At 63.2% G+C, this 21,690-nt stretch carries 16 protein-coding genes and 3 tRNA genes; 6 read left to right on the top strand and 13 right to left on the bottom strand.

Features of this window, described 5'->3' with window-relative positions:
* Positions 1-15 precede the first annotated feature (15 nt).
* The gene (locus DESPIGER_RS04180) at positions 16-612 is read right to left on the bottom strand and encodes a hypothetical protein (RefSeq protein WP_072333457.1); all 597 of its coding nucleotides are present in this window, start codon (positions 610-612) and stop codon (positions 16-18) included.
* Between the two features lie 196 nt (positions 613-808).
* Between DESPIGER_RS04180 and fdhF the strand changes: the two genes are divergently transcribed.
* Together fdhF and DESPIGER_RS12620 are read left to right on the top strand one after the other, a co-directional pair.
* Positions 809-2,839, top strand: a complete 2,031-nt coding sequence (gene fdhF / locus DESPIGER_RS04175; RefSeq protein ID WP_083575289.1) for a formate dehydrogenase subunit alpha — start codon at positions 809-811, stop codon at positions 2,837-2,839.
* Positions 2,840-2,842: 3 nt separating this feature from the next.
* Complete coding sequence (locus DESPIGER_RS12620) at positions 2,843-4,762, top strand: 4Fe-4S dicluster domain-containing protein (protein ID WP_083575288.1); 1,920 nt, start codon at positions 2,843-2,845, stop codon at positions 4,760-4,762.
* A gap of 297 nt (positions 4,763-5,059) precedes the next feature.
* On the opposite strand, the gene DESPIGER_RS04160 is transcribed toward DESPIGER_RS12620, so the two are convergent.
* The 4 genes from DESPIGER_RS04160 to DESPIGER_RS04145 all read right to left on the bottom strand — a co-directional run bounded on the left by DESPIGER_RS04160 (position 5,060) and on the right by DESPIGER_RS04145 (position 7,970).
* A complete protein-coding gene (locus tag DESPIGER_RS04160; RefSeq protein WP_072333454.1) occupies positions 5,060-5,914 on the bottom strand; it encodes an EamA family transporter in 855 nt (284 codons plus the stop codon).
* A 116-nt stretch (positions 5,915-6,030) separates the two neighbouring features.
* Positions 6,031-6,270, bottom strand: coding sequence for a hypothetical protein (locus DESPIGER_RS04155; protein ID WP_072333451.1), 240 nt, complete (start codon positions 6,268-6,270; stop codon positions 6,031-6,033).
* Positions 6,271-6,351: 81 nt separating this feature from the next.
* On the bottom strand, positions 6,352-6,516 hold the full coding sequence (locus tag DESPIGER_RS04150) for a bacteriocin-type signal sequence (RefSeq protein ID WP_072333448.1): 165 nt from the start codon (positions 6,514-6,516) through the stop codon (positions 6,352-6,354).
* Positions 6,517-6,530: 14 nt separating this feature from the next.
* Positions 6,531-7,970 (bottom strand): putative sulfate exporter family transporter, encoded by a 1,440-nt coding sequence (locus tag DESPIGER_RS04145; RefSeq protein ID WP_072333445.1) that lies wholly within the window; start codon positions 7,968-7,970, stop codon positions 6,531-6,533.
* A 445-nt stretch (positions 7,971-8,415) separates the two neighbouring features.
* On the opposite strand from DESPIGER_RS04145, the gene DESPIGER_RS04140 reads away from it, so the two are divergent.
* From DESPIGER_RS04140 to tnpA, 4 genes are all read left to right on the top strand, one after another.
* A tRNA-Pro gene (locus tag DESPIGER_RS04140) sits at positions 8,416-8,492 on the top strand.
* 463 nt (positions 8,493-8,955) lie between these two features.
* Positions 8,956-9,032, top strand: a tRNA-Pro gene (locus tag DESPIGER_RS04135).
* A 193-nt stretch (positions 9,033-9,225) separates the two neighbouring features.
* Positions 9,226-9,960, top strand: a complete 735-nt coding sequence (locus DESPIGER_RS04130) for a DUF4851 domain-containing protein (RefSeq protein ID WP_072333442.1) — start codon at positions 9,226-9,228, stop codon at positions 9,958-9,960.
* Positions 9,961-10,239: 279 nt separating this feature from the next.
* Positions 10,240-10,695, top strand: a complete 456-nt coding sequence (gene tnpA, locus DESPIGER_RS04125; protein WP_072333439.1) for an IS200/IS605 family transposase — start codon at positions 10,240-10,242, stop codon at positions 10,693-10,695.
* 340 nt (positions 10,696-11,035) lie between these two features.
* On the opposite strand, the gene DESPIGER_RS04120 is transcribed toward tnpA, so the two are convergent.
* From DESPIGER_RS04120 to DESPIGER_RS04085, 8 genes are all read right to left on the bottom strand, one after another.
* Positions 11,036-11,112 (bottom strand) — tRNA-Pro (locus tag DESPIGER_RS04120).
* A gap of 247 nt (positions 11,113-11,359) precedes the next feature.
* Positions 11,360-12,262 (bottom strand): NAD(P)-dependent oxidoreductase, encoded by a 903-nt coding sequence (locus DESPIGER_RS04115; protein ID WP_072333436.1) that lies wholly within the window; start codon positions 12,260-12,262, stop codon positions 11,360-11,362.
* A gap of 65 nt (positions 12,263-12,327) precedes the next feature.
* Positions 12,328-13,992, bottom strand: a complete 1,665-nt coding sequence (locus tag DESPIGER_RS04110; RefSeq protein ID WP_083575286.1) for a formylglycine-generating enzyme family protein — start codon at positions 13,990-13,992, stop codon at positions 12,328-12,330.
* On the bottom strand, positions 13,982-15,259 hold the full coding sequence (locus DESPIGER_RS04105) for an FtsX-like permease family protein (protein WP_072333431.1): 1,278 nt from the start codon (positions 15,257-15,259) through the stop codon (positions 13,982-13,984). The genes DESPIGER_RS04110 and DESPIGER_RS04105 overlap by 11 nt, the downstream gene beginning before the upstream one ends.
* A gap of 4 nt (positions 15,260-15,263) precedes the next feature.
* Positions 15,264-16,001 carry an ABC transporter ATP-binding protein gene (locus tag DESPIGER_RS04100; RefSeq protein WP_072333428.1) on the bottom strand — a complete coding sequence of 246 codons (738 nt, stop codon included), beginning with the start codon at positions 15,999-16,001 and terminating at the stop codon, positions 15,264-15,266.
* A 12-nt stretch (positions 16,002-16,013) separates the two neighbouring features.
* Positions 16,014-17,945, bottom strand: coding sequence for a vWA domain-containing protein (locus DESPIGER_RS04095; RefSeq protein ID WP_072333425.1), 1,932 nt, complete (start codon positions 17,943-17,945; stop codon positions 16,014-16,016).
* 10 nt (positions 17,946-17,955) lie between these two features.
* Positions 17,956-19,041, bottom strand: coding sequence for a sel1 repeat family protein (locus DESPIGER_RS12865; RefSeq protein WP_072333422.1), 1,086 nt, complete (start codon positions 19,039-19,041; stop codon positions 17,956-17,958).
* A 2-nt stretch (positions 19,042-19,043) separates the two neighbouring features.
* Complete coding sequence (locus DESPIGER_RS04085; protein ID WP_072333419.1) at positions 19,044-21,677, bottom strand: virulence factor SrfC family protein; 2,634 nt, start codon at positions 21,675-21,677, stop codon at positions 19,044-19,046.
* Between the last annotated feature and the right edge of the window lie 13 nt (positions 21,678-21,690).

The following is a 21,690-nucleotide window of genomic DNA, read 5'->3' as shown; positions in this document are numbered from 1 at the left end:
GGCGGTCTGGATGCCTCAGGGCATCCAGAGGTCCACCCCCTCCAGAGGATGCGCGGCACGCCAGCGGCGCAGCCCTTCCAGCGTGCGCACGCCCCCTTCCAGGACAGCCCGGTAATATTCCACCCCGTGGATGCCCTCGTTTTCCGGCGTCTCATATTTGAGGCGGAGGATGGTGTCCCGCGTTCCGTCGTCCAGGCGCCGGCAAAGACGGTCGGCAAAGCGTTCGAAAAAGCCGTCGAACGTCGAACCGCTCTCCATGTGGATGATGTCGATCTGCCAGGGGGCGCCGCCGGGGCGTTGCCAGATGCCATGCCATTCCAGACAGCGTTCCTTTGTCCTGCTGCCGTCCACGAAGTGCAGGCTGTTCAGGTGCGGCGAGCGGGCCAGGGCCGCCATGACGCGGAAGCTGAGGTCATGGTCCAGGACCGGCGTGTAGACATGGAAGTCGATGTCCCTGTGCCGGACCAGAAGATTTGTCCTGAACGAGCCTACGGCATTGACCACGGCGCCTGCGCGGCGCCAGTGTCCCCCGATATCCAGCTCTTCCGCAATGTGTCGGGCTTCTGCCTGCGCCATGCGGGCCATTTCCTGCCAGGGGGTGGCGTCATCCATGCGGGCCTCCTTGTGTGGTGCCGGTCTGTCTTCAGAAAAGAAAGCCCTTTCTCTTTGACATGTTGGGCACCTTTTTTTATGGAAAAAAACGACAAAATTTTCCACCCCGAAGCTGGAAAAAAGGCTCATGCCGGCGTGTGACGGACAGAGGACGTGCCGTCCCGGCCGGGCATGATGCGATATTGCGGAGAGACTTATGGATATTCGTCACACGGCGACAACCTGCCCGTACTGCGGCTGCGGTTGCGGCCTGACCCTGGAAACTGCGGAAGGACGCATTCAGCGTTCCGTGCCCACGCCCGACAGCCCGGTCAACCGGGGCAAGCTCTGCGTCAAGGGCTGGAACGTGCATGAATTCATACAGCACCCTGACCGTCTGAAAACGCCCCTGCTGCGGACGGGGCAGGGCTGGCAGCCCCTGGACTGGGAAAGCGCCCTGGACCATGCCGCCCGTGAGCTGGCCCGCATCCGCGACCAGTATGGCCCTGACAGCATCGGCGTGCTGACCTCCGCCCGCTGCACCAACGAAGAGAATTACCTGCTGCAGAAGCTCACCCGTTGCGCGCTGGGGACCAACAACATCGATCACTGCGCCCGCCTCTGACACGGCCCCACTGTGGCAGGTCTTGCCACTTCGTTCGGCAGCGGCGCCATGACCAACTCGTTCGACGAGCTGGCGCGGGCAGGCTGCCTGTTTGTGATCGGTTCCAACACCACGGTCGCCCATCCCATGGTGGGCATGCGGCTCATGCGCTGCCAGCGCGAGGGCGGCAGGCTCATCGTGGCCGATCCCCGCCGGACGGATCTCGCCCGTCTGGCGGACGTGCACCTGCGTCTGCGGCCGGGGACGGACGTGCCGCTGGTCAACGGCCTGATGCACATCATTTACGAAAACGGCTGGCACGATGCGGCCTTTATCGCGGAGCGCACGGAGAATTTCGACGAGCTGCGTGAAAGCCTGCGTGCATGGACGCCCGAGAAGACCGAGGAAGTCACCGGCGTGCCGCGTGAGCTCCTGTTCCGGGCTGCGGAACTCTATGCCCGCTCGGAGACCAGCGCCATCGTCTACTGCCTGGGCATCACCCAGCACCGCTGCGGCGTGAACAATGTCCGCTCCCTGGCCAACCTGTCCATGCTTTGCGGCCAGATCGGCCGCCCCTGCACGGGCGTGAACCCGCTGCGTGGCCAGAACAACGTGCAGGGCGCCTGCGACATGGGCGGGCTGCCCAACTACTATCCCGGCTACCAGTTCGTGGATGACGAGGCGGTCCGTCTGAAGTTCGAGGCGGCCTGGGGGCGCCCCCTGTCGCCCGCCCGCGGCCTGACGGCCATGGAGATGATGCACGGCCTGCAGGAGGGCAGGCTCAAGGCCATGATCATCATGGGCGAGAATCCCGTGGTCAGCGACCCGGATTCCGGCCATGTGGTGAAGGCCCTGTCGTCGGCGGAGTTCCTGCTCTGTATCGACATTTTCCCCACGCCGACCACGGAACTGGCGCATATGGTCCTGCCCGGCGCTTCCTTCGCCGAGACCGACGGCACCTTCACCAATTCCGAGCGCCGTGTGCAGCGCGTACGTCAGGCCATCCCGCCCATGGCGGGGCGGACCAACGGCCAGATCATCCAGGCCCTGTCCCGGCGGCTGGGCTATGACATGCACCATGCCTCGGCTTCCGAGGTCTTTGACGAGATCTGTTCCCTGGCGCCCAGCATGGGCGGCATGAGCTATGCCCGTCTGGAAGGAGAGGGGCTGTGCTGGCCCTGTCCCACGCCCGGCCATCCCGGCACGCCCATCCTGCATCTGGGGCGCTTCACCCGCGGCAAGGGGCTTTTTGCCGCCATTCCGCATGTGCCCCCGGCGGAACTGCCGGACGAGGAATACCCCCTCCTGCTCAGTACCGGCATGCGCCATGCCCACTACCTGACCGGGACCATGACGCGCCGCTGCGCCATGCTGGAGCGTGAACTGCCCGAACTGGTGACGGACATCAATCCCGCTGATGCCCGCAGGCTGGAGATCCGCGAGGGCGCCCGTCTGCGCATGGTCAGCCGCCGCGGCGCCGTGGTCTCGCGCATGCACATCACGGACGATGTGCCTGAGGGGCTGGTCTTTGCCCCCCTGCACTTTGCCGAAGCCATGGTCAATCTGCTGACCTGCACCGCCCTGGACCCGGTCAGCAAAACCCCTGAATACAAAATCAGTGCCGTCAGGCTGGAGAGGGTCTGAGCCATGCCCGCATACTATACCATGAATCCGGCGGATCTGCCCGCCCTGCTGACCGCCTGGCAGTCAGGCTCCCGTGTCCTGTGCCCCTGCAGGGAGCAGGACGGGACCACGCGCCTGGAGAGCTTTGCCCCGGACAAGGGCCTGTGCCTCGAGTATGCCAATCTTGCCATGCCGCCGGTGGATGTCCTGAACGGGTATCAGGACGTGCTGTTCCGCTGGGAAGGCAACGAACGTACCTATGTGGCCGAGCCCGGGGCGGAATCCATGGCCCCGACGGTCATTTTCGGCATGCGTCCCTGCGATGTGGCCGCCCTGGAATATCTGGATGATTTCTATCTGGGCGAGTACAGGGACATCAATTATTCCCTGCGGCGTGAAGCCGTCACCATCGTGGGCATGAACTGCCGCACGCCCGGCAAAAGCTGTTTTTGCGCAGCCACGGGCACAGGTCCTTTCGCCCGCAGCGGCTTCGACCTGATGCTGACGCTGGATGGCGGTCTGTGCTGGGTGGAATGCGCCACAGACAAGGGCGAGAACCTTGTGGGGCAGGCCCTGGTCTTTTTCCGGCCCGTGACCGAAGCGGCCCTGCGTGCCCGTCTGGACGAGCTGGAAAAGGACTGTCGCGAGGCCTTTCAGGAGCTGCCTGACCTCTCGCAGATCCGCACGGCCCTGCTGCAGGGCTTTGACCATCCGGTGTGGGAAGCGATCACGCCCACCTGCATACGCTGCACGGGCTGCACGGCCGTCTGCCCGACCTGCACCTGTTTCCAGTTCAATGAAGAACGCCTGGATGCCCGATCCGGCCGCCGTGTCCGCGTCAAGGATTCCTGCCAGACGGCGGGCTTCACGCGCAATGCCGGCTGGCACAACCCGCGCAGCAAGGCTGCCGCCGTGCGTCACCGCATCATGGACAAGCTGGTCTACATCCAGGACCGCTTCGGCAAAAAAGGTTGCGTGGGCTGTGGGCGCTGCATCGACGTCTGCCCGGCGGGCATCGACATCCGCAAGATAGCCGCTACTGTGGTGCGGGACTGCCCGCCCGAGGGGCAGCGCAAACCCGTGCCGGTCTCCATCCCGGAACGGGCATCCACCCGCATCGATCCCCAGCTGTTCACGCCCTATCCCGCGCGCATCGTGGCCATCCATGACGAGACCCCGGACATCCGCCGCTATGTGGTCCGCTACATGGATGAACGCCTTGCCGAGACCTTCCGCCTGACGGGGCAGTTCTTCATGGTCACGGTCTTTGGCGTGGGGGAAGTGGCCCTGTCCATCCCCTTCGGGGATCAGCACGACGGCCAGTTCGAGTTCTGCGTCAAAAAAGTGGGCAAGGTGACGTCGGCCCTGGCCAGGCTCGGCGTGGGGGATGTCATCGGCCTGCGCGGACCTTACGGCAAGGGCTTCCCCTACCGTTCCTTCGCTGGCCGTGACGTGCTGGTGGTGGGCTCCGGTGTGGGCCTGGCCCCTGTGCGGACCATCATCGTGCGTCTGCTCCAGGAGCGGGAACGCTATGGCCGTATCGCCATCATCGCCAGTGCCACGCGCTACGAGGGCCTGGTCTACAAGCAGGATCTGAAAGACTGGAGCAGGATCCCCGGCGTGACCGTGCAGTATGCCCTGGCCAGGCCCACGGATGCCGTCCAGGCCCATGTGGGCTACATCAATGACCTGCTGCCGGAACTGGATTTCGACTGGGCCAATGCCCGGGCCATCCTGTGTGCTTCGCCGCGCCGCATCAAGCTGGTGGCCCGTGACCTGCTGGGCCTCGGCATGAACGGCAGGGACATCTTCACCTCCCTGGAGACCCACATGCGCTGCGGTGTGGGCAAGTGCGGCCACTGCAAGGTAGGCGCGCACTACATGTGCCTGGACGGGCCCGTGTTCACCTATGAGGAAATGCTGCAGCTGCCGGAAGAATTCTAGGACCGGCGGAGAGCACACGAAGAAGGCGGGGACCCGATGTGTCCCCGCCTTCTTTTCGTATATGGCTTTGGCCTGCCGGATGTTGCAGATGCTCCCCCGCCATGCGGATGGTTTTGCTTTGCGGGAGAGCGGCGGAAGTGCGCCTGTATCCTCCGGCAGAGAGCCTCAGGAAAGGTGCGTATTCTTGGAAGAGGCACAATGGCGTGTTCCGTCAGACAGGGAACAGGCGCCGATGCGGGAAGGGACTGTGTCCCTGACGGTGTTGGGAAAGGTCTGTCCCGTATGGGCCGGTGTTGATTATTGCTTTCTGATGGTCAGCGTGGAGCCGATGGACGCACTGATGATGGCCGTGAGGGCCGCCCACTGGGCAAGGCTCAGCTGCTCGTCCAGGAAAAGGAAGCCGGAAAGGGCGGCAAGGGCCGGTTCCAGGCTCATGAGGATACTGAATGTGCGCGAGGGCAGGTTCTTGAGCGCGATGATCTCGACGCCGTAGGGCAGGGCAGAGGAAAAAATACCCAGGATCAGGGCCAGTGGCAGGACCGCGGGCCTGAACAGGTCCATCCCCGAGGAGAGCAGGCCCACGGGGAAAATGGCACAGCTGCCCACGAGCATGGCCAGGGCCACACAGGATTTGTCCAGGCTGCTGCCCGCTTTTTTGCCGAAGATGATATAGAGGGCCCAGCAGGCGCCGGAACACAGGGCAAGCACGGCGCCCAGCGGATCGATGCTGTCCGCGCTCTGACGCAGGGGCAGCAGGATGGCCAGGCCGGCCGCTGCCAGGATGACCCAGATGAAGTCCACGAGGCGGCGGGAAGAGAGCATGGCCACCGTCAGAGGACCGGTGAATTCCAGACCGACGGCGACCCCCAGCGGGATACGGCTCAGGGCCTCGTAAAAGCAAAGATTCATGCTTGCCGTGGCCAGGCCGAAAACGGCGATGATCTTCCAGGCGCTGCGGGGGATGGCTTTTTTCCAGGGGCGCATCACCACGAGCAGGATGGCGGAGGCCACCAGCAAACGCAGGGCCGTGGTACCGGCCGGGCCCACCAGGGGAAAGATGGTCTTGGCAAGCGAGGCGCTGGCCTGGATGGAAGACATGGAGACCAGCAGGAGCAGGACAGAGACGAGGGGAGAGGTGGCGGAAATGTTCATGGAAGCTGTCCGGTAGCCCTGGTGGCGGCGGGGTGGAGAGGGAAAGATGCCTTGCCACACCGCAAGGGGAGGCGCACGCATGTTCCCCCCCTTGCAGGCGTCAGCGCCGTGTGGTGCTAGCTTTGCTGCTTCTGGTCAGCATCAGGAAGCAGGGCCGCCTCCCACATTTCCTGATAATACATGCAGGTACCGGGATTCCAGGCCGTAGCCGTGGCATGGTCGTAGCTTTCCGTGATGGGCCAGTCGGTATGGGGACGCAGGGCTTCCTCAAAGGAAGGGGCCTCCACGATGCCGTCATACTCCAGGTTCAGGGTATAGTTGGGGCCCTTGAGGTAACGCAGATGATAACGCGGCATGATAATGTCCTTTGTACGCAAGAGCCGGGAAGGGCGCAGGCCCTTCCCGGCATCCTTATTACGTGTTCAACAACCCGAGGTCTAGTGGGTGGTCATCACGAACTTGCTGATGAGGAACAGCACCACCAGCAGGGCCACACCCAGACCCCAGCTCCAGTGGATGAGCTTCATTTCCGTCTCATCCAGGGGCTCGTATTCCATCTTCTGGACTTCTTCGTGGAATTTGACTTCTTTGTCTTCCATCATTGTTCTCCTTTAAACTAGGCGCCAACCACAGGCGGGGTCATGCCATGGAAGAAGGCGTAGGAAATGAACAGGCCAACCCAGATGATGAAGCCGAACAGGCAGACGATGTACACGATGGCCAGGCGGCCGATGCCTTCTTCCATCAGCTTGCGGAAGTTGGAAACCATACCGATGCTGAAGAAGGTCATCAGGAAGAAGATGACGCGGAAGCCGTTCATGGCGCCGGACATGGCCTTGCCGACCTTGTGCAGTTCAGGCGTGCTCAGGCAGACGATGAGCAGGATCAGGAAGGTACCCAGGTAACCCAGCACGAAGCGGGGGAAGCGGTCCATGACGTCGCCCCAGGTCATGGTGCGGTCGCCGCGGGTCTTGTCGAACTTGGCCGTCCAGATGTAGGCCAGGACCAGAGCCCAGATACCGATGAACATATCGATGAAGATCTTGACGGTGGTGGTCACCATCACGATCCAGCCGGGTTCCCATTCAGTGCCCAGACCGGCCATCTTGGCCAGAATCAGGGATTCGGTGATGGCACCGGAAGCGATGGCGCCACCGTCGGACTTCACGGCCAGGCCCATCCAGCCGCCGGCCACCATGGGCTCGGAGTACAGGAAGTACTGGGCGATGAAGGGCAGGATCAGCATTTCAATGCAGGTGAACACAACGACCAGGGAAGAAACCATGATCGGAACCACCGGCCGGGCGCGGATGGCACCACCGGTGGCGATAGCGGCGGACACACCGCAGATGGAGATACCGGAAGCCAGAGGGGCGGCCCATTCCTTGTTGAACTTGAAGTACTTACGGGCAACGTAGTAAACCACGGCCCAGTACAGCAGGTAAGCTTCAACAATGGCGCACAGGCCTCGGAAGATGACGTGACCGGCGAAACCGGCGGCGTCAGCAGCCTTCACACCCAGTTCGGCACCCAGAACCACGATGGCGATCTTGACGAACAGCTCGGGGCGGCAGGCATCGCGCAGGGTGTCAGCAACGCTGGGGGCGAAGTTACTGATCAGGATGCCCATGATCAGGGCGACAATCAGGCCGGCTTCCGTGCTCAGGCCCAGAGCCCACGGGATGCCCTGCTTGGCCAGCTGAGTGGGGTTAGCAGCGATGTAGGCATTGGCGCCGGCGGTGTAGCAGGCGATGGCGATGAAGAAGATCACGGTGAAGGAGCCCACGAAGCGGCCCACATTACCCTTCATCAGTTTGACGCCGAGAGCCAGCAGAGCGGTCACGAACACATAGGTGGCCACCAGAGACTGCCAGCCGGCCATCAGGCCCTTGGTAGCGGGCTTCCAGGCATCGACGGGGCTGTCCACCCACATGCCTATTTTCACCACCCAGCCAAGGAGATCCAGTCCAGCGAACTTGCCCAGGCCCAAGATGAAGATAATGCAGCCAAGCAGCAGGGCTACTTTGTCTTCATTAAAGGCTGATTTGGTTGTCATATCCAACCTCCTGATTGCAGGTTTCTCAACCTGGTGAAAAAATCCCTTCCCTGTAACATACTATGAAATATTATGTGACACAAGTAGGGAAACCGGAATATCCAGCCGGCATCCTGACCCCCCAGGCTGCACGGCCATCTGTCTTCTACACAGGAAAATTTTTTTGTCAATGCAGGTGGCTGCGTGGTTTTTCATAAAAATGTCCCGGCAAGAGAAGGAAAAAACAAGCATCCTGAGAAAAAAACGGGAAGAAAATGTTTTAAAAATAAATTAAAATCAATATGTTGCCAATGTTTCATGATATTTGTCATGGTTGAGAAATGCTTCACAATGTAACGGAATTGACAAAAATCGTCCTGAATTTTCACAAAAGCAAAATTTTTTTCTTTCCAAAGAATTTGTTGTTGACAAAAAATCATGCCAAGAGTAGATATCTTTTTCGCGTCGGGATGTAGCGCAGTCTGGGAGCGCACTTGAATGGGGTTCAAGGGGTCGAAGGTTCAAATCCTTTCATCCCGACCAGAAAACAGAAACCCCAAGGGATCTACGGAAACGTAGGTCCCTTTTCTGTTTTGCGGGGCAGAAGGCCCAGGCCTTTCCCCGTGTCCGGTGCCGTATGGTGCCGGGCGCCCGGGTCGTGACCATGCGGGTGGCGGGCACAAGGCGGAGCGGAGGGCATACCGCTCCCAGCCGGATCGATGGCCTTTCGCAGGCAGCCAGCGGTGGCAGGTCCTGACGCCGTATAGGCTGCGGGATGCCGCAGGCCGCCTTGTGCCCGCCATCCATCGGGTATGACAGCGCGGTGGGGCATGGCTGCGGCCGGGAAGTCCCCGCTCTCCTTCCGTACCGGGCAGAAGGCCGGAGCGCGCAGACCGTGACGCGGTTCTTGCCCTTTTCCGCACAGGGGGCCGGTGGCGCTGTTTGTAAAAAAACAGGATGTTTTTGTTGACAAGCCTGCTGTCTTCGTCTATCTACATCTTCGCGTCGGGATGTAGCGCAGTCTGGGAGCGCACTTGAATGGGGTTCAAGGGGTCGAAGGTTCAAATCCTTTCATCCCGACCAGAAAACAGAAACCCCAAGGGATCTACGGAAACGTAGGTCCCTTTTCTGTTTTCTGGGGTCTGGAATTCCTGTTACAAGGCTTCTGCCGGGATCAGATCCTCGCAGGGAACAGGGCTTTTGCTCTGCCACGGATACGGTTAACATGCTTGCGGCGGACGTATGGCTCCTGTCTGCCAAGCGTTCTGGAGGGACCATGAAAATCCTGCTGATCATCGTTGCCATCATCGCTGTGGCTGTTTTCGTTTTCTTTATGGGTGGGCAGCCTCCTTTGCGGGGAGCGGGCCAGCTGGCCGCGTCGGGCCAGACGGTCATCGTTTCTCGTGCCCGTCCCCCGTTCAGCTTTGCTCCGGCTGCGGACATGCAGCTGCAGAGCCTGGGGAACCGGACGTTGCGTCCCAAAACGCGGCACTCCGTGGATGGTGATGCCCGCATCTGGTTCGCTGTGTACAGCAATGGTACCGGCACCCTGATAACGGCAGTGGCGGACACAGAAGGGACCTGGGAATGGGAAGCCGCGCATCATCCGGCGTTCCCGGCCATCCGGGCGCAGCAGTACGCCTATAAGGGCGAGACCCTTTACGAAAATCTCATGCAGCTGGACGGCGGCAGCGATCCGTTCTGCACGGATCATGCAGCCTGTCTTGTGTACAGGGCCAAGCTGCTGCTGAACTTCCGCAGGACCCAGGTCATCATGGAATACCATGAACCTGTCCCGGAAGCCCGGATAAGGGACATCGCCTTTGACGGTACCGCCCTCAATGCCTTCCAGCAGCGGGCCCGCAAGACCTGCGAGATCCTGATGACGGATAAGGCCTGGCTTGAGGACAATATCAAGGGATTTAAGAAGCTGGATGGGGCTGACGACCGCTATTCCAGGACACGTCTTTCCCGCTGGGTCGGCGAAATGGAACGCGAGGGCCGCCCCTAGAAGTTTTTGTTCCTGTAGACAGCGGAGGACAGCAGACATACGGAAAGCATGACAGCTGTCTGTCATCCCCGATTTTTTCACGCATACAAAAAAGCCACGGAGGGTTACCTTCGTGGCTTTTTACTTATGGGCTTTAGCCTGTTGAGCGCCTGACAGGCGCGAAACAAAAAACCACCCGCTATGCGGGTGGAGACAATACGTTATACACACAAAAACACCTTTCCGCTACGATGAAGTTGTTCAAGCCCATCGCAACATTAACGGAAAGGTGTTTTTGTTATGGGAACCAAGGCTCATAGCCTAGCGCATACGAAATGGTTGTGCAAGTATCATATCGTCTTTACTCCAAAATATAGAAGGAAAATAATCTTCGCACAGCTCCGTGAAAGTATAAAAGAAATTCTGCAATGCCTCTGCAAATATAAAGGGGTTGAGATTCTGGAAGGGCATCTGATGCCGGATCATGTCCACATGCTGGTGTCCATTCCTCCTAAAATCAGTGTGGCAAATTTCATGGGCTACCTGAAAGGGAAAAGTTCGTTGATGATATTCGATAAGCACGCAAACCTTAAATATAAGTTTGGCAACAGAAAATTTTGGGCCGAAGGATATTATGTCAGTACGGTGGGGCTTAATGAGGCAACGATCAAAAAATATATCCAGGATCAGGAACGTCACGACATTATGAGAGACAAGCTGACATCACGCGAATATCAAGACCCCTTTAAGGGGTAGCCAAGGCGGCAAGGGCACTGGGCTTGAACAGCGTGAAAGCCAGCGTCTTTAGGCGCAGCCGGTAACAGGCCCTTACAGGGCCAGAGCAAACCACCCGCTTTGCGGGTGGTTCTGATTGTGAGCGAGGGCCTGTCTGACCGGCTGGCAGAAGCCCGATACTCTTCCCATAGTCCAAGGACCAGCGGGAAGTTTGGTCCCGTATGATCCGGTCCCGCGACATGGCCGGCAAGCAGGAACACCGGAAAGAGGGAAAGGGGCCAGCTCCCAAGCCCGGCTCCTCAGGCGCCAAAAACAGAAAAGGGACCCACGTTCCCGTAGATCCCTTGGGGTTTCTGTTTTCTGGTCGGGATGAAAGGATTTGAACCTTCGACCCCTTGAACCCCATTCAAGTGCGCTCCCAGACTGCGCTACATCCCGACACAAGAAAAGGCTTGTACGCGCCTTCCGTTTTGATGTCAACAATAAAAACAGCAGCTGCCTCAAAAAAAGGCAGTACGCCACTGACCCGGCCGTTTGAAGCTCATGGCATGAGGAAACGGACAGGCCGCGGGCGGCGCCAGTATCCCGGCAAGCCCATCCCGGCGCCTTCCGGCGCGCTCTCCTGCAGGACCGGAACAGCGGGGAAAGGCTGGCAGTTTTCAGGAGGACGCGTCAGGGACGGCGCTCAGGCGTGGGCCCGCCACTGTTTGCCGGACAGTTCGGCAAGTACCTGCAGCAGGACCTGCGTACCGTCCTTGCCGTGTCCCCGGGCCTGGGCCAGACGGTAGACCTGCTCCGCCAGCGCGACACCGGGCAGCACCAGCCCCATGCGCTTGCATTCCTCCAGGCACAGGCCCAGATCCTTGATGAAGTGTTCCACAAAGAAGCCGGGGGCATAGTCACAGCCCAGCAGGCGGCGTCCCAGAGTCCCCATGGCCGTGCTGCCCGCGGCGCCGGGCACCACCAGTTCCAGCCACTGGCGTACATCCAGACCGGCTTCCTGGGCAAAAAGCAGGGATTCGCAGACGCTGAACATGACGCCGGCGATGGCCACCTGGTTGGCCAGCTTTGCCTGCTGGCCCGTTCCGGCCGCACCGCAGTGCAGGATGTTCTTGCCCATGGCTTCGAAGCAGGGGCGCACACGCTCGAAGGCTTCCTTGTCACCGCCCACGAAGATGGACAGGCGGGCCTCACGCGCCCCGATATCCCCGCCCGTGACGGGGGCATCCAGACTGGCGCAGCCCCTGGCGGCAGCGGCGGCGGCGATGCGCCGGGCCAGCTCGGGACTGGAGGTGGTCATGTCACAGAGGATACCGCCCCCCTCCAGGCCGGACAACGCGCTCTGTTCACCCAGCATCACGTCCTCCACGTCACGGGGATAGCCCACGATGGAGAAGACGATATCGGCATTCCGGGCCACTTCACGAGGCGTTTCCGCCCAGCGGGCACCGCAGGCCAGCAGGCCTTCGGCCTTGGCTTTGGTACGGCTGTAGACGGTCAGCGGATAGCCCGCAGCCAGCAGATGCCCGGCCATGGAATGTCCCATGACGCCGGTGCCTATCCAGCCTAAACGCGGTTTGTTGTTCATCGAACCAGCTCCTTGTCTTGCCGCTGGTGCGGCGTGGGTGAATGCAGGCGGTATGCCCGGGAAAGCTACTTTGAACGGGTCTCCAGGATCTCCTGCAGCATGGCCCTGCCGGCGGGGAGTTTGCCTGCCCGCTCATTTTGGACATGCTGCCGCAGCAGTTCCGCATTGCGGCGCATGTTCTCGTTGAACAGGTCTTCTCCAGCATAATCCTTGAGCAGGCCGGCAAGCGCCCGTTCGAAATCGTCTTTGTCCAGACGGGCGGCCTCTTCCACTCGGGTCCGGTAGAAGGAGAGGGAACGGTCGATACCGGTCCGGAACTGTTCCAGTCCCTGTTCAGCCGTGTTCATGATACGCCGCAGGGTGGCGAGGGTCTCGCCCTTGGCGCTCCGGCTGTCCCGTTTCATGCTCTCATACTGGCTTTGCAGGGAATTGCGGCGGCTGGCATAGTTGCGGATGGTCTCCAGCATATAGACGGCCGTGCGCAGGGTGGACTGCATCTCCAGCTGTTGCTGCTGCTCCTGCAGGATGTTGTTTTCCTTAATGGCCTCGCGCAGGGCCAGCAGATTCTTGCGGCTGTTGTCGTCAGGCGCGGCAGCAAGGAGCCTGTCCAGCTCTTCCAGAGGGTTGCGGCCGGCATCTCTGGCCAGGGGGTTGCTCCGGCCCGCGGCGTTCCAGGCCTGTTGCAGGGCCGAAGGCCGTTCGCCGCCGGGGGTGTTGATGCCGGAAATGACAGGACGGAAGCCCAAATCGCGCGCATGGGCGGGGCCGTCCGCCAGAAAGAAGGCGCTTTCCTCACGACGGCCGGGCATGATCTCCGCTTCGCCGGAAAGGAAGGAACCGCCCTTGCGGACGAAGCCTCCGGCGGAACCGTGCAGGCGGCCGCCCACGGAGAAGCGGAACATGTCCAGCGCCATTTCGGCCGCATTGCCAGCCGTGTCATACAGGCCCAGCGGGTTGGGCTTGCGGGAGCCGATACGGGCGCAGTCTTCGGCGATGCGGGCCGCGCCTTCGGGACGGTAGACCGCATAATCGGCCAGGGGCGCGCCCGCGGGGAGGGCAAAGAAATCCTTTTCCATCAGCAGCTCGGGCCCGGCCGTCTGGCCGCCGCGGGCCGCGTATTCCCATTCGGTTTCCGTGGGCAGGCGCACAAAGCCCACATTACGGCTGTCCCCGGCGTAACGGGGCAGGGCATCGGGGGCATGCTGCAGCAGCCATTCCGTATAGCGGCGGGTGAATTCCACGGCCGCATACCAGCTGATGTCCGTCACGGGCCGGGCGGCATCCGCCACAGGCGCTTCCGCGCCGTTGCCCATGATGCTTTGCCATTGCAGGCGGCTCACTTCATATTTGGCCACCAGATAGAAAAAGTAGTCGCCTGCCGGGGCCTGGGCACGCCACCGGGCGGGCAGATCGACCCGGGAGAAGGGCGCGGAGAGAAAAGCCCTGTAGCGGCGGTCGTAAAAGGCCCGGTCGCTGTTGGCGGCATCATCGCGGCCGGGCCGGGCGGACATGTCCCAGAGCAGGCCTTTGCTGGGGACGGCCACCAGGCGGAAGACCATGCTCAGCCCGCCGGGCATGGGCAGGACGATATCGTCCTTGTCCGGGTGCGGGTTGCAGGCCTCGGCCGTGGAGACCTCACCGCCCCGTTTGGCCAGGGCAGCGTCGGCGGGCGCTGCCGGCAGGGCCGCCAGCAGCAGGAGCAGGAGCGAAAGGAGCAGCCTAGATCTCACGGATGACCTCCGAAGGTTCGGTACGCGCACCGCGCAGGGACGGCAGCAGGGCCGACAGCAGGGAGAGCAGACAGACCAGCAGCAGGGTCACGACGGCATGTTCCGGCAACAGGCGGCAGACATGTTCCATATCATCGAGACCGGCGGCAAAGATGCGGTTGACCACGCCCTGGGCAGCCGCATAGAGCCCCAGCGCCAGCCCCGTGCCCAGCACGGCCGTGAGCAGGGCCTGCAACAGGGGGAAGAGCAGGAGTTCCAGCGTGGAAAAGCCCCCCAGACGGAGCAGGCCGAGGAGCCGTTGCTTGCGCCGGACGGCGGCCAGGGTGCTGCTGGTGGTGGAGGCGGTGAAGCCGGCGGCAGCGGCCCCGCCGATGAGCAGGAAGATGATGTCCAGAGACGTGGAAAGGCGCCTGACCTGGTCGATGGCCTCGGCCTCGGTATGGACGGTGATGCCCTGCTGCCGGAACAAGTCGCGCAGGGGCGCCACGTCATCCAGGCTGCGGGCATACATGCGGAAGCCCGCATAAAGGCGCTCGGCAGGCGGCTGGTCGCCGTCAGCGGCATGTTCCGGGCCGAACAGGGGCACGGCGCGCCCGTCACGGAAATCTTCCGCCGCTTCCAGGAAGGGCAGGGGCACATAGGCCACATTTTTTTGCTGGGCGGCCAGGGGCAGCACGCCGATGACCTTCAGTGTCAGGCGCACGGCCTGCACCTTGCCGTTGCGGGTGCGTTCGAGCCTGCCCGTCAGCTGGTCGCCCGCCCGCAGGCCCAGGCGTTCGGCCACGGGTGCGGAAAGCACGACGCCGCTGGCAGCGGCCCGGGTGCGCAGGCGGCCCGGGTGGTCGGGATCGTCTTCGCTGTCCAGCAGCAGGGCCGGTACCGGCAGGGCATGGCGCGCCAGCAGGGGGTCGTCATGGCCGGTGGGTTCCATGGAAACGTGCAGGGGCGTTCCCCGCTCCGGCAACAGTTCCACCGTGGCGGCCAGGGTGCGGGTACGGGGCATGACGAAGGCCACCCGGCCGTCATCGCGCCACCGTTCCATATCGGCGGCGGAAAAATGCCCGCTGCCCACGGGGGAGATCTCCAGCGTGGCAGGATCGCTGCGCAGGCGTTCGGTCAGGGTCTCCACCACGCCGAACTTGACGCCGAAAAGTATCAGCAGCGGCGCCAGGACGGCCGCCAGCCCCAGGACGGCACAGGCGGAGAGCAGACGCTCGTGCAGGTAATCCCGCAGGGAAAGGTGGCAGATCTGTACAAGGGTATGCATGGCGTTACCGTTGGGGATGGTCGATGACGGAAAGGGGCCCCTCTTCCGTGGTGGAGCAGGCCAGGGGCACCAGCGTGAACCCGGCCTCCCGGGCCATCTGCGGATCGTGGGAGACCATGATCACCGTGGTCCCCTGCTGCCGGGCCAGACCGGCAAAGATGCCCAGGACCCTGCGGGACTGGTCCGGGTCCAGCGCGGCCGTGGGCTCGTCCGCCAGCACGATGGCGGGCCCGTGGGCCAGGGCACGGGCGATGGCCACGCGCTGCCGTTCTCCCACGGAAAGGCTGTCGGGCATCTGCAGCAGCAGGCGATCTATGCCCAGGGCCGTGGCCATGTTCCATACCGCTTCCAGACGGCGTCCCATGATCCCCAGACAGCGGCAGGGGAGCAGGATGTTGTCGCGGGCCGAGAGGAAGGGCAGCAGGCCGCCTGTCTGGAGCACATAGCCCAGATGTTTGCCGCGCAGACGGGCCAGGGCATCGAGACGGCCCGCCCGCCACAGGGCCAGCATGTCCGTCTCGCCGTCGGCCGTGCGCAGCAGAAAGCGGGAACCGTCGCCGCTGTCAGGCCGCAGGATGCCGGCCAGCACATCCAGGGCCGTACTTTTGCCGCAGCCGCTGGGGCCCGTCAGGGCCAGCAGCTGCCCCTGCCGCACATCCAGACTGCGGACATGCAGGCGGAACGCGCCCGCGCCCGGGCGGACGACACGCAGATCGCGCAGGGAGAAGACCGTATTTTCCATGCGTCCCCCGGCTTACGGCAACATGGACAGCGGCACCCGGTAGACCCAGTCCCCGGCGTTGCTCTGCCCGAAGCTTTCCCAGTTTTCCCGGTCGCGGTCATATTCCTCGTAGCGGGCCAGCCGGGACTTGAGGCGGTTGATGAAGGCCGTCTGTTCGCCGATGCTCATGCGGTACCAGTCTTCTTCACGCAGCAGCATGATGTCGCTCTTGTAGGGCAGGCCGTCCAGAAATTCGGCCAGCACGCCCAGTTCGGCAAGGCTCTTGCCCTGGGTGGGCATGTTGGGATCGCGGGCCATGCGGGCCGAGGCGGAAAGGATGCCCTGGAAAAAGTCGCGCGAATCGGTCTTCTTGGTCCGTTCGGCATTGTCGATGATGTTCTTCAGCTGGGTGCTGAGATCGCTGAGCTGGTTCTTGGTCAGCAGTACGGCCACTTCCACGCTGGGCACCTGGCGGCCCTGGGCCAGACGCTTGAGGTCCATGTCCGCGATCCAGGAATCCACCACGGACGGGGCGCGGTTCTCGTTCTTGCGGCCCAGATAGTCCAGCTGCATAGCGTAGCCCAGCCGCTCCGCCAGCTGGCGGGCCTGGGCTTCCTCGGTGGCGGGCACGGCCTCGTCCTTGGGACGGGTCATGATCTTGCCGCTGGCCGTGTTCTTGACCATGTCCACCATGGAGGTGGTCAGGATCTTCGTCACGATGCCGAACTGGCGGGCGGCCTCCTTGTGGCTGGAGGCGTTGACGGCCTGATAGTTGGCCTGATCGCCGGAAAGGCGGCTCAGGGCCCGGTAGGCCTGCTCGGCATAGGCGTGGTTCTTGCTGCCGCCGGGCGTCTTGACGTGCATGGTGGTGATCCAGATACCTTTCTGGCGGGCAAGGTCGTTCATCTCCGCGGCGCCGAGACGCTGCGAGGCGTACGGGTCATCGCCGCGCAGGGGCCCGGCATCCGTGACCAGCAGGATCAGGCGGGTGGAATAGGGGCCCCAGTTGAGGGAATCGATGGCCGTATAGATCCCGGCCAGCGAGTCTTCGTTGAAATCATGGCTGGAGACGGCCGCCTGTTCCACTTTGGCCAGGCGGCTTTCCAGGGCCTTGCGGTCCTTGGCCGTGGCAAAATCGCTGATGACCTGCGAGGTGTAGCCCAGCCTGGGGGTCTTTTTCGTGCTGCTGCGGAAGGCCACCACGGCAAAGCCCACGTTGTCGGTCATCCTGTCCTTTTCCAGACGGTCATAGAGCTGGCGGATGATGTCGCGGCTCTGGTCGATGTAGGGCTTCATGGAGATGGACGTGTCCATGACCAGGGCGATGCCGGTCTTGGGCGGACCGGCCACCGCGCCGGACGGGCTGCTGCCGGGATCGATGGAGGCCACCTGCAGCAGGTTCACGCCTTCAAAGGCCCGGTTCATGCCGAGGATGGGCATGAGATAAAAGCGCTTCTGGGCCACGGCCCCTTTCTGCTCCGCCGGTTCCGAAGCCAGGATGGGCAGACCGGCTGTATCCTTGCCGCCGGCCGCGGCCGCCACGAGGCTGTCCAGCTGCTTTTCCATGTCGGCGGCTTCGCACAGGCCCTTCAGGTCTTTTTCCGTCTTGAAGAAGAGCACGGGATCCCGGCCGGTACGCGGGGTGAAGAGCAGGGTCAGGGACTGGTTCCAGTCCGTGGCCTGATTCTTTTTCAGCCAGCCCAGGGGCGTACGGGTATCAAGGCCCACCTGCAGCCAGTCGCCCTGCCGGGCGTAGACATAGAGCACGGTAAAGGGCACCAGGGCCTCGCGCGCGGCCGGGGCGCCGTCGCGGGCCTCTTTCAGGGGCATGGCGCCGGGATGGGAGACAACGCGCTGGTACAGGGTCTTCTTGCCTTCCTGCAGAAGGGGCGCCGCCTGCGGGGCAGGCACGGCCACCAGCAGGAGCAGCAGGAGCGCGAAAAAGCGGATGCAGGTTCTGGGCATGGTCTTCTCCTTATTTCCACTCGCGCAGCAGGAGCGAGGCCTCGGCGTTGCCCTTGGCGGCTTCGCCTTCCACATGGCGGCGCAGGGCCGCCAGCGCCTTGTCCGCTTCCGCATAGCCCTTGCTTTTGGCGTTTTCATACCAGTGTTTCGCCTGGCTCATGTCCGCGGGGATGCTGCCGCGCGGCAGGTCCGACTGCGGATCATAGAACTGGCCCACCAGGAACATGGCTTCGGCATTGCCCTTCTGGGCAGCGTCTTCCAGCAGCAGGAAGGCCGCGTCGCTCTCATCGTTGCCGGCCTGGGGCGTACGTAGGGGACGGGCCAGCTCCAGGCTGGTGGCGGGGTCCGCCGTGCCTCGCAAATGTTCGCGGGCCTGCTGCAAGGGCGCCACCGCGGCAGGAGCTGCCGGGGCTTTTTTCGTCCCGGCCGCTGCCTCCTGCTGGGCCGGCGGAGCTTGCGGTGCCATGGGCGGGGGCGGTGGAGGCGTGGCCCGCAGGAAGAACCACCAGACAGCGGCCGCGGCCAGGGCCAGCAGGACGAGTCCCAGGACGATCCAGAGCAGGCTGCCGGATGATCTTTTTTCCTTCGCGGTCTCCGCAGCGGGCTGGTCCATGTCCAGCGGTGCTCCGGCCAGCAGCGGCGAAGGCTCCGCTTCCGGTTCGGGGTCGGCAGCCGGTGCGGGCATGGGGGCCGGTTCCGGCTCAGGCTCAGGGAGCAGCACCGGCTGCGGCGCGGACGCAGGCGCAGCAGGGGAGGCCGCATGGCCCATGCCGTCCCCGCCCTGCATGCGGGAATAGACGAGATCCTGGATCTGGAGAACGCATTTCTTGTCACCGGCCATGAACAGATAGCGTTCCAGCTTGTCCAGATTGTCCACCACGGCCGCACCTACCTGCAGGCGCAGGCAGCCGCTGTCGTCATCATGGGCGTCCACAGGCAGAGGGACACGGCTTTCCTGCCAGCCGGAAGCGGACAGGTATTTGCCGTCGCCCGAATAGATGGCCACATCGGCCGGGCCCGCGCCGGGGGCATCGTACACGCAGATGACGGCCGCGCCGGGCGTACGCGCGGCATCAGGGGCAATGATGGCTTTCATCGTTATCCTTTGAATGCCTGCAGGATGTCATACAGGCGTTTGTTCTGTTGGGGGTTGCGGATCTGCCGGCCGTCGAAGTCCGCGTTGGCGGTGATGCCGTGCATCAGGGCGCGCAGCCAGTCGGTATACCATTGCCGGTCATAGGGCGCTTCCACCTCGCCGATGAGCGGTTCTCCCACGGGATCGCTGACGGCCGGGAAAAGGACCACGGGCTTGTCCCGGAAGAGGATGGTGCGTTCCTGCTCGCTGTGGCGGCGCGGATCGAAGCCCAGCCAGTCCACGAAGGCGTTGATGGCATCTGCGGCCAGGCTGGCCTGTTTCCAGAGCAGGCGTTCCCGCTCGAGGTTGCTGTAGGCGGAGCAGGCACGCAGGTCTTCCTCCATCTGCTGGCGTACCCGGCAGCGCTGGGCCGAGAGCAGCAGCTCGTGGCAGAACTGGTCCAGCTCGCGCGCGGGCATGGCAAAGAAGGTGCGCGTCTCCGCGTCGGCCGCGAACTGGCGGGCCTGCTCCACCCAGGCATCGAACACGGCTTCGGCCAGCTCGGCCGCGCCGTCCTTGCCTGTGACGGGTGGCGTACCGGGCATCCCGGTGGCCACAGGGGCTTCATCGCCGAAAAGCTCGTCCAGTATGTCCTGCTGCGAGACGCGCACCCCGATGGAGGCAGGCGCGGCCCCGCCGTTTTCCGCCTCGGGCGTGGCGGACGTGACCTGCGCGCACAGCACATACAGGTCATGATCGCTGACCTGCAGGCGGTGGAGCATCTCGCCGAAGGTCTGGTTCTGGGCCACGCGGGCCAGCAGAACGGCCAGATCGCGGGCCAGGGCCTCTTTCTGACGGCGCAGTTCCTCGCGGTCATCGCTCTGGTAGTAGACACGCAGCGCCGTCAGGACGCGTTCGGCCTGTTCGTCCAGCCCCACACCGATCTGATGCCGTTTGAGCTCGGGGTTGCAGAGGGGGCGCAGGCGCTGTCGCAGCAGGCTGATGCCGCCGTCATTGAGCGTCATGGCCGCCTGCCAGACGGCTTCGGGATCATCCACATGGCGGCGCACCAGCGGCGAATCCACAAAGGCCCGGCGCACTTCTTCCACATAGGCGGTCTGGTCGGGACGGATGCCGCTTTCGTTGCCCTGGGCATCGAAGGTGAAGATGGCCTCGCAACGGAAATTGGGGTTGCGCAACAGGAAGATGTTGCGGAAGGGGTGGGCGCCGTCCCAGTTGGTGGGCCAGTCATGCTGCTTTCCGAAAAAGTCCAGCAGGGAGGACTGCAGGCGCGTGTTCCAGCGCTGTTCCACGGAAGGCGATCCGGCTTTTTTCTCGAACTCCATGTCCATCTTGGTGAGCACGAAAAACAGGGAGGGCGCCTTTCCGGCACGGTGGGCCGGGTCTTCGCCGTGGGTGGAGCAGATCCAGTCGTACACGGCACGGGGCAGATCCTGCACTTCCTGGTTGCCGGGGCCGATGCAGAGCAGCATGCTGGTCAGTTCATGCTCTTCGCAATAGCGTTCGAACAGGTAGGCCACCTTGCCGCGCAGGAAAAGGTTCTGCAGCGCGCCCTCGCGTTCCAGCTCCTTGTCCAGGTCCAGGATCTTGAGGCGGGAGCGGTAGCCAGGAAAGTCCAGCAGGTCCGTGTAGGAAAAGAAGTCGTCCGGCTGTTCCCTCATGAAGATGGTGATCTCCGCCGTCAGGGCAGTGACCACGGCACGGGGCAGGGCGGCCTTGCGTCCCCCCGTGCCCAGCAGGGTCAGGCGGTCTTCCGTACTGCCGGTCCCCAGCCCGGCCAGCAGGGCCACGTCGATGATGCTGGTCTGGCGCGGCAGCAGGGCCTCCAGCGGGCAGTCGGCCTCGGCCGGGTTGCCCAGGGCCTCCAGGGCCTGGCAAAGTTCGAGGAAGAGCTGCTGGAATTTGGGCTGGCTGTTCCAGATGATGCCGAAAAGTTCCGCCCGGTAGCTCAGGGGCAGCAGGGGGGCCAGGCTGACGGCCTGTGTCCAGTAGCCCTGTTGCAGCATCTGGACGCGCGGCTTGGAAAGGAAGTTGCGGTTGAGGTATTCGCGCAGGTCTTCCATGTCATCAGCGGTGATGCTGCTGACGCCGGGCGACGACTGGCGGGCCGTCTGCGTCAGACGTTCGAGGGCGGACCGCATGGCGTCGGCATCGGGCATCTGCTTGTGCTCGCAGTCGGCATAATAGGTATTGGCCAGCACACGGACCACGTCCATCTCGGAAAGCAGGCGCAGACGGATGGGGAATTCCGGCGTCAGCCCCTGGGGCGGCGTGGTGGTGAAGCGGGTCACCAGGCCGGTGGATTCCTTGCCGCCCTCGGGATTGATCTCGGTGATGAAATCCGATGTGCGGCCGCAGAAGTCCGCCAGCAGATCGCCGCGGCTGTCGCGGGCCAGGGCCGAGATGAGGTAGGATTTGCCGGACTGGCTGGGGCCGAAGACGCCCACGCACATCTTGCGGCGGGCGGCCTGTTCGCACTTGCCGAAAAAGCGGGCGGCCCGGCGCATCTCTTTTTGCAGCGTGGTGCATTCGCTGCCCACGGTCTCGCGATTGTCGGCCAGCCAGGCGGCGGCATGGCGCGACTGTTCCGCCAGACGGGCACAGCGTGCTGCCAGCTGGATGTCTTGTTCCTGCATGATGATGCTCCTG

Source organism: Desulfovibrio piger, assembly GCF_900116045.1.
Lineage (GTDB): Bacteria > Desulfobacterota > Desulfovibrionia > Desulfovibrionales > Desulfovibrionaceae > Desulfovibrio > Desulfovibrio piger_A.
This window is presented reverse-complemented; position numbering and strand designations above follow the sequence as displayed.

Coding starts and splice junctions, on each gene's coding strand:
- DESPIGER_RS04180 (WP_072333457.1), bottom strand. CDS start 612: ATGGATGACGCCACCCCCTGGCAGGAAATGGCCCGCATGGCGCAGGCA.
- DESPIGER_RS12620 (WP_083575288.1), top strand. CDS start 2,843: ATGCCCGCATACTATACCATGAATCCGGCGGATCTGCCCGCCCTGCTG.
- DESPIGER_RS04160 (WP_072333454.1), bottom strand. CDS start 5,914: ATGAACATTTCCGCCACCTCTCCCCTCGTCTCTGTCCTGCTCCTGCTG.
- DESPIGER_RS04155 (WP_072333451.1), bottom strand. CDS start 6,270: ATGCCGCGTTATCATCTGCGTTACCTCAAGGGCCCCAACTATACCCTG.
- DESPIGER_RS04150 (WP_072333448.1), bottom strand. CDS start 6,516: ATGATGGAAGACAAAGAAGTCAAATTCCACGAAGAAGTCCAGAAGATG.
- DESPIGER_RS04145 (WP_072333445.1), bottom strand. CDS start 7,970: ATGACAACCAAATCAGCCTTTAATGAAGACAAAGTAGCCCTGCTGCTT.
- DESPIGER_RS04130 (WP_072333442.1), top strand. CDS start 9,226: ATGAAAATCCTGCTGATCATCGTTGCCATCATCGCTGTGGCTGTTTTC.
- tnpA (WP_072333439.1), top strand. CDS start 10,240: ATGGGAACCAAGGCTCATAGCCTAGCGCATACGAAATGGTTGTGCAAG.
- DESPIGER_RS04115 (WP_072333436.1), bottom strand. CDS start 12,262: ATGAACAACAAACCGCGTTTAGGCTGGATAGGCACCGGCGTCATGGGA.
- DESPIGER_RS04105 (WP_072333431.1), bottom strand. CDS start 15,259: ATGCATACCCTTGTACAGATCTGCCACCTTTCCCTGCGGGATTACCTG.
- DESPIGER_RS04100 (WP_072333428.1), bottom strand. CDS start 16,001: ATGGAAAATACGGTCTTCTCCCTGCGCGATCTGCGTGTCGTCCGCCCG.
- DESPIGER_RS04095 (WP_072333425.1), bottom strand. CDS start 17,945: ATGCCCAGAACCTGCATCCGCTTTTTCGCGCTCCTGCTGCTCCTGCTG.
- DESPIGER_RS12865 (WP_072333422.1), bottom strand. CDS start 19,041: ATGAAAGCCATCATTGCCCCTGATGCCGCGCGTACGCCCGGCGCGGCC.
- DESPIGER_RS04085 (WP_072333419.1), bottom strand. CDS start 21,677: ATGCAGGAACAAGACATCCAGCTGGCAGCACGCTGTGCCCGTCTGGCG.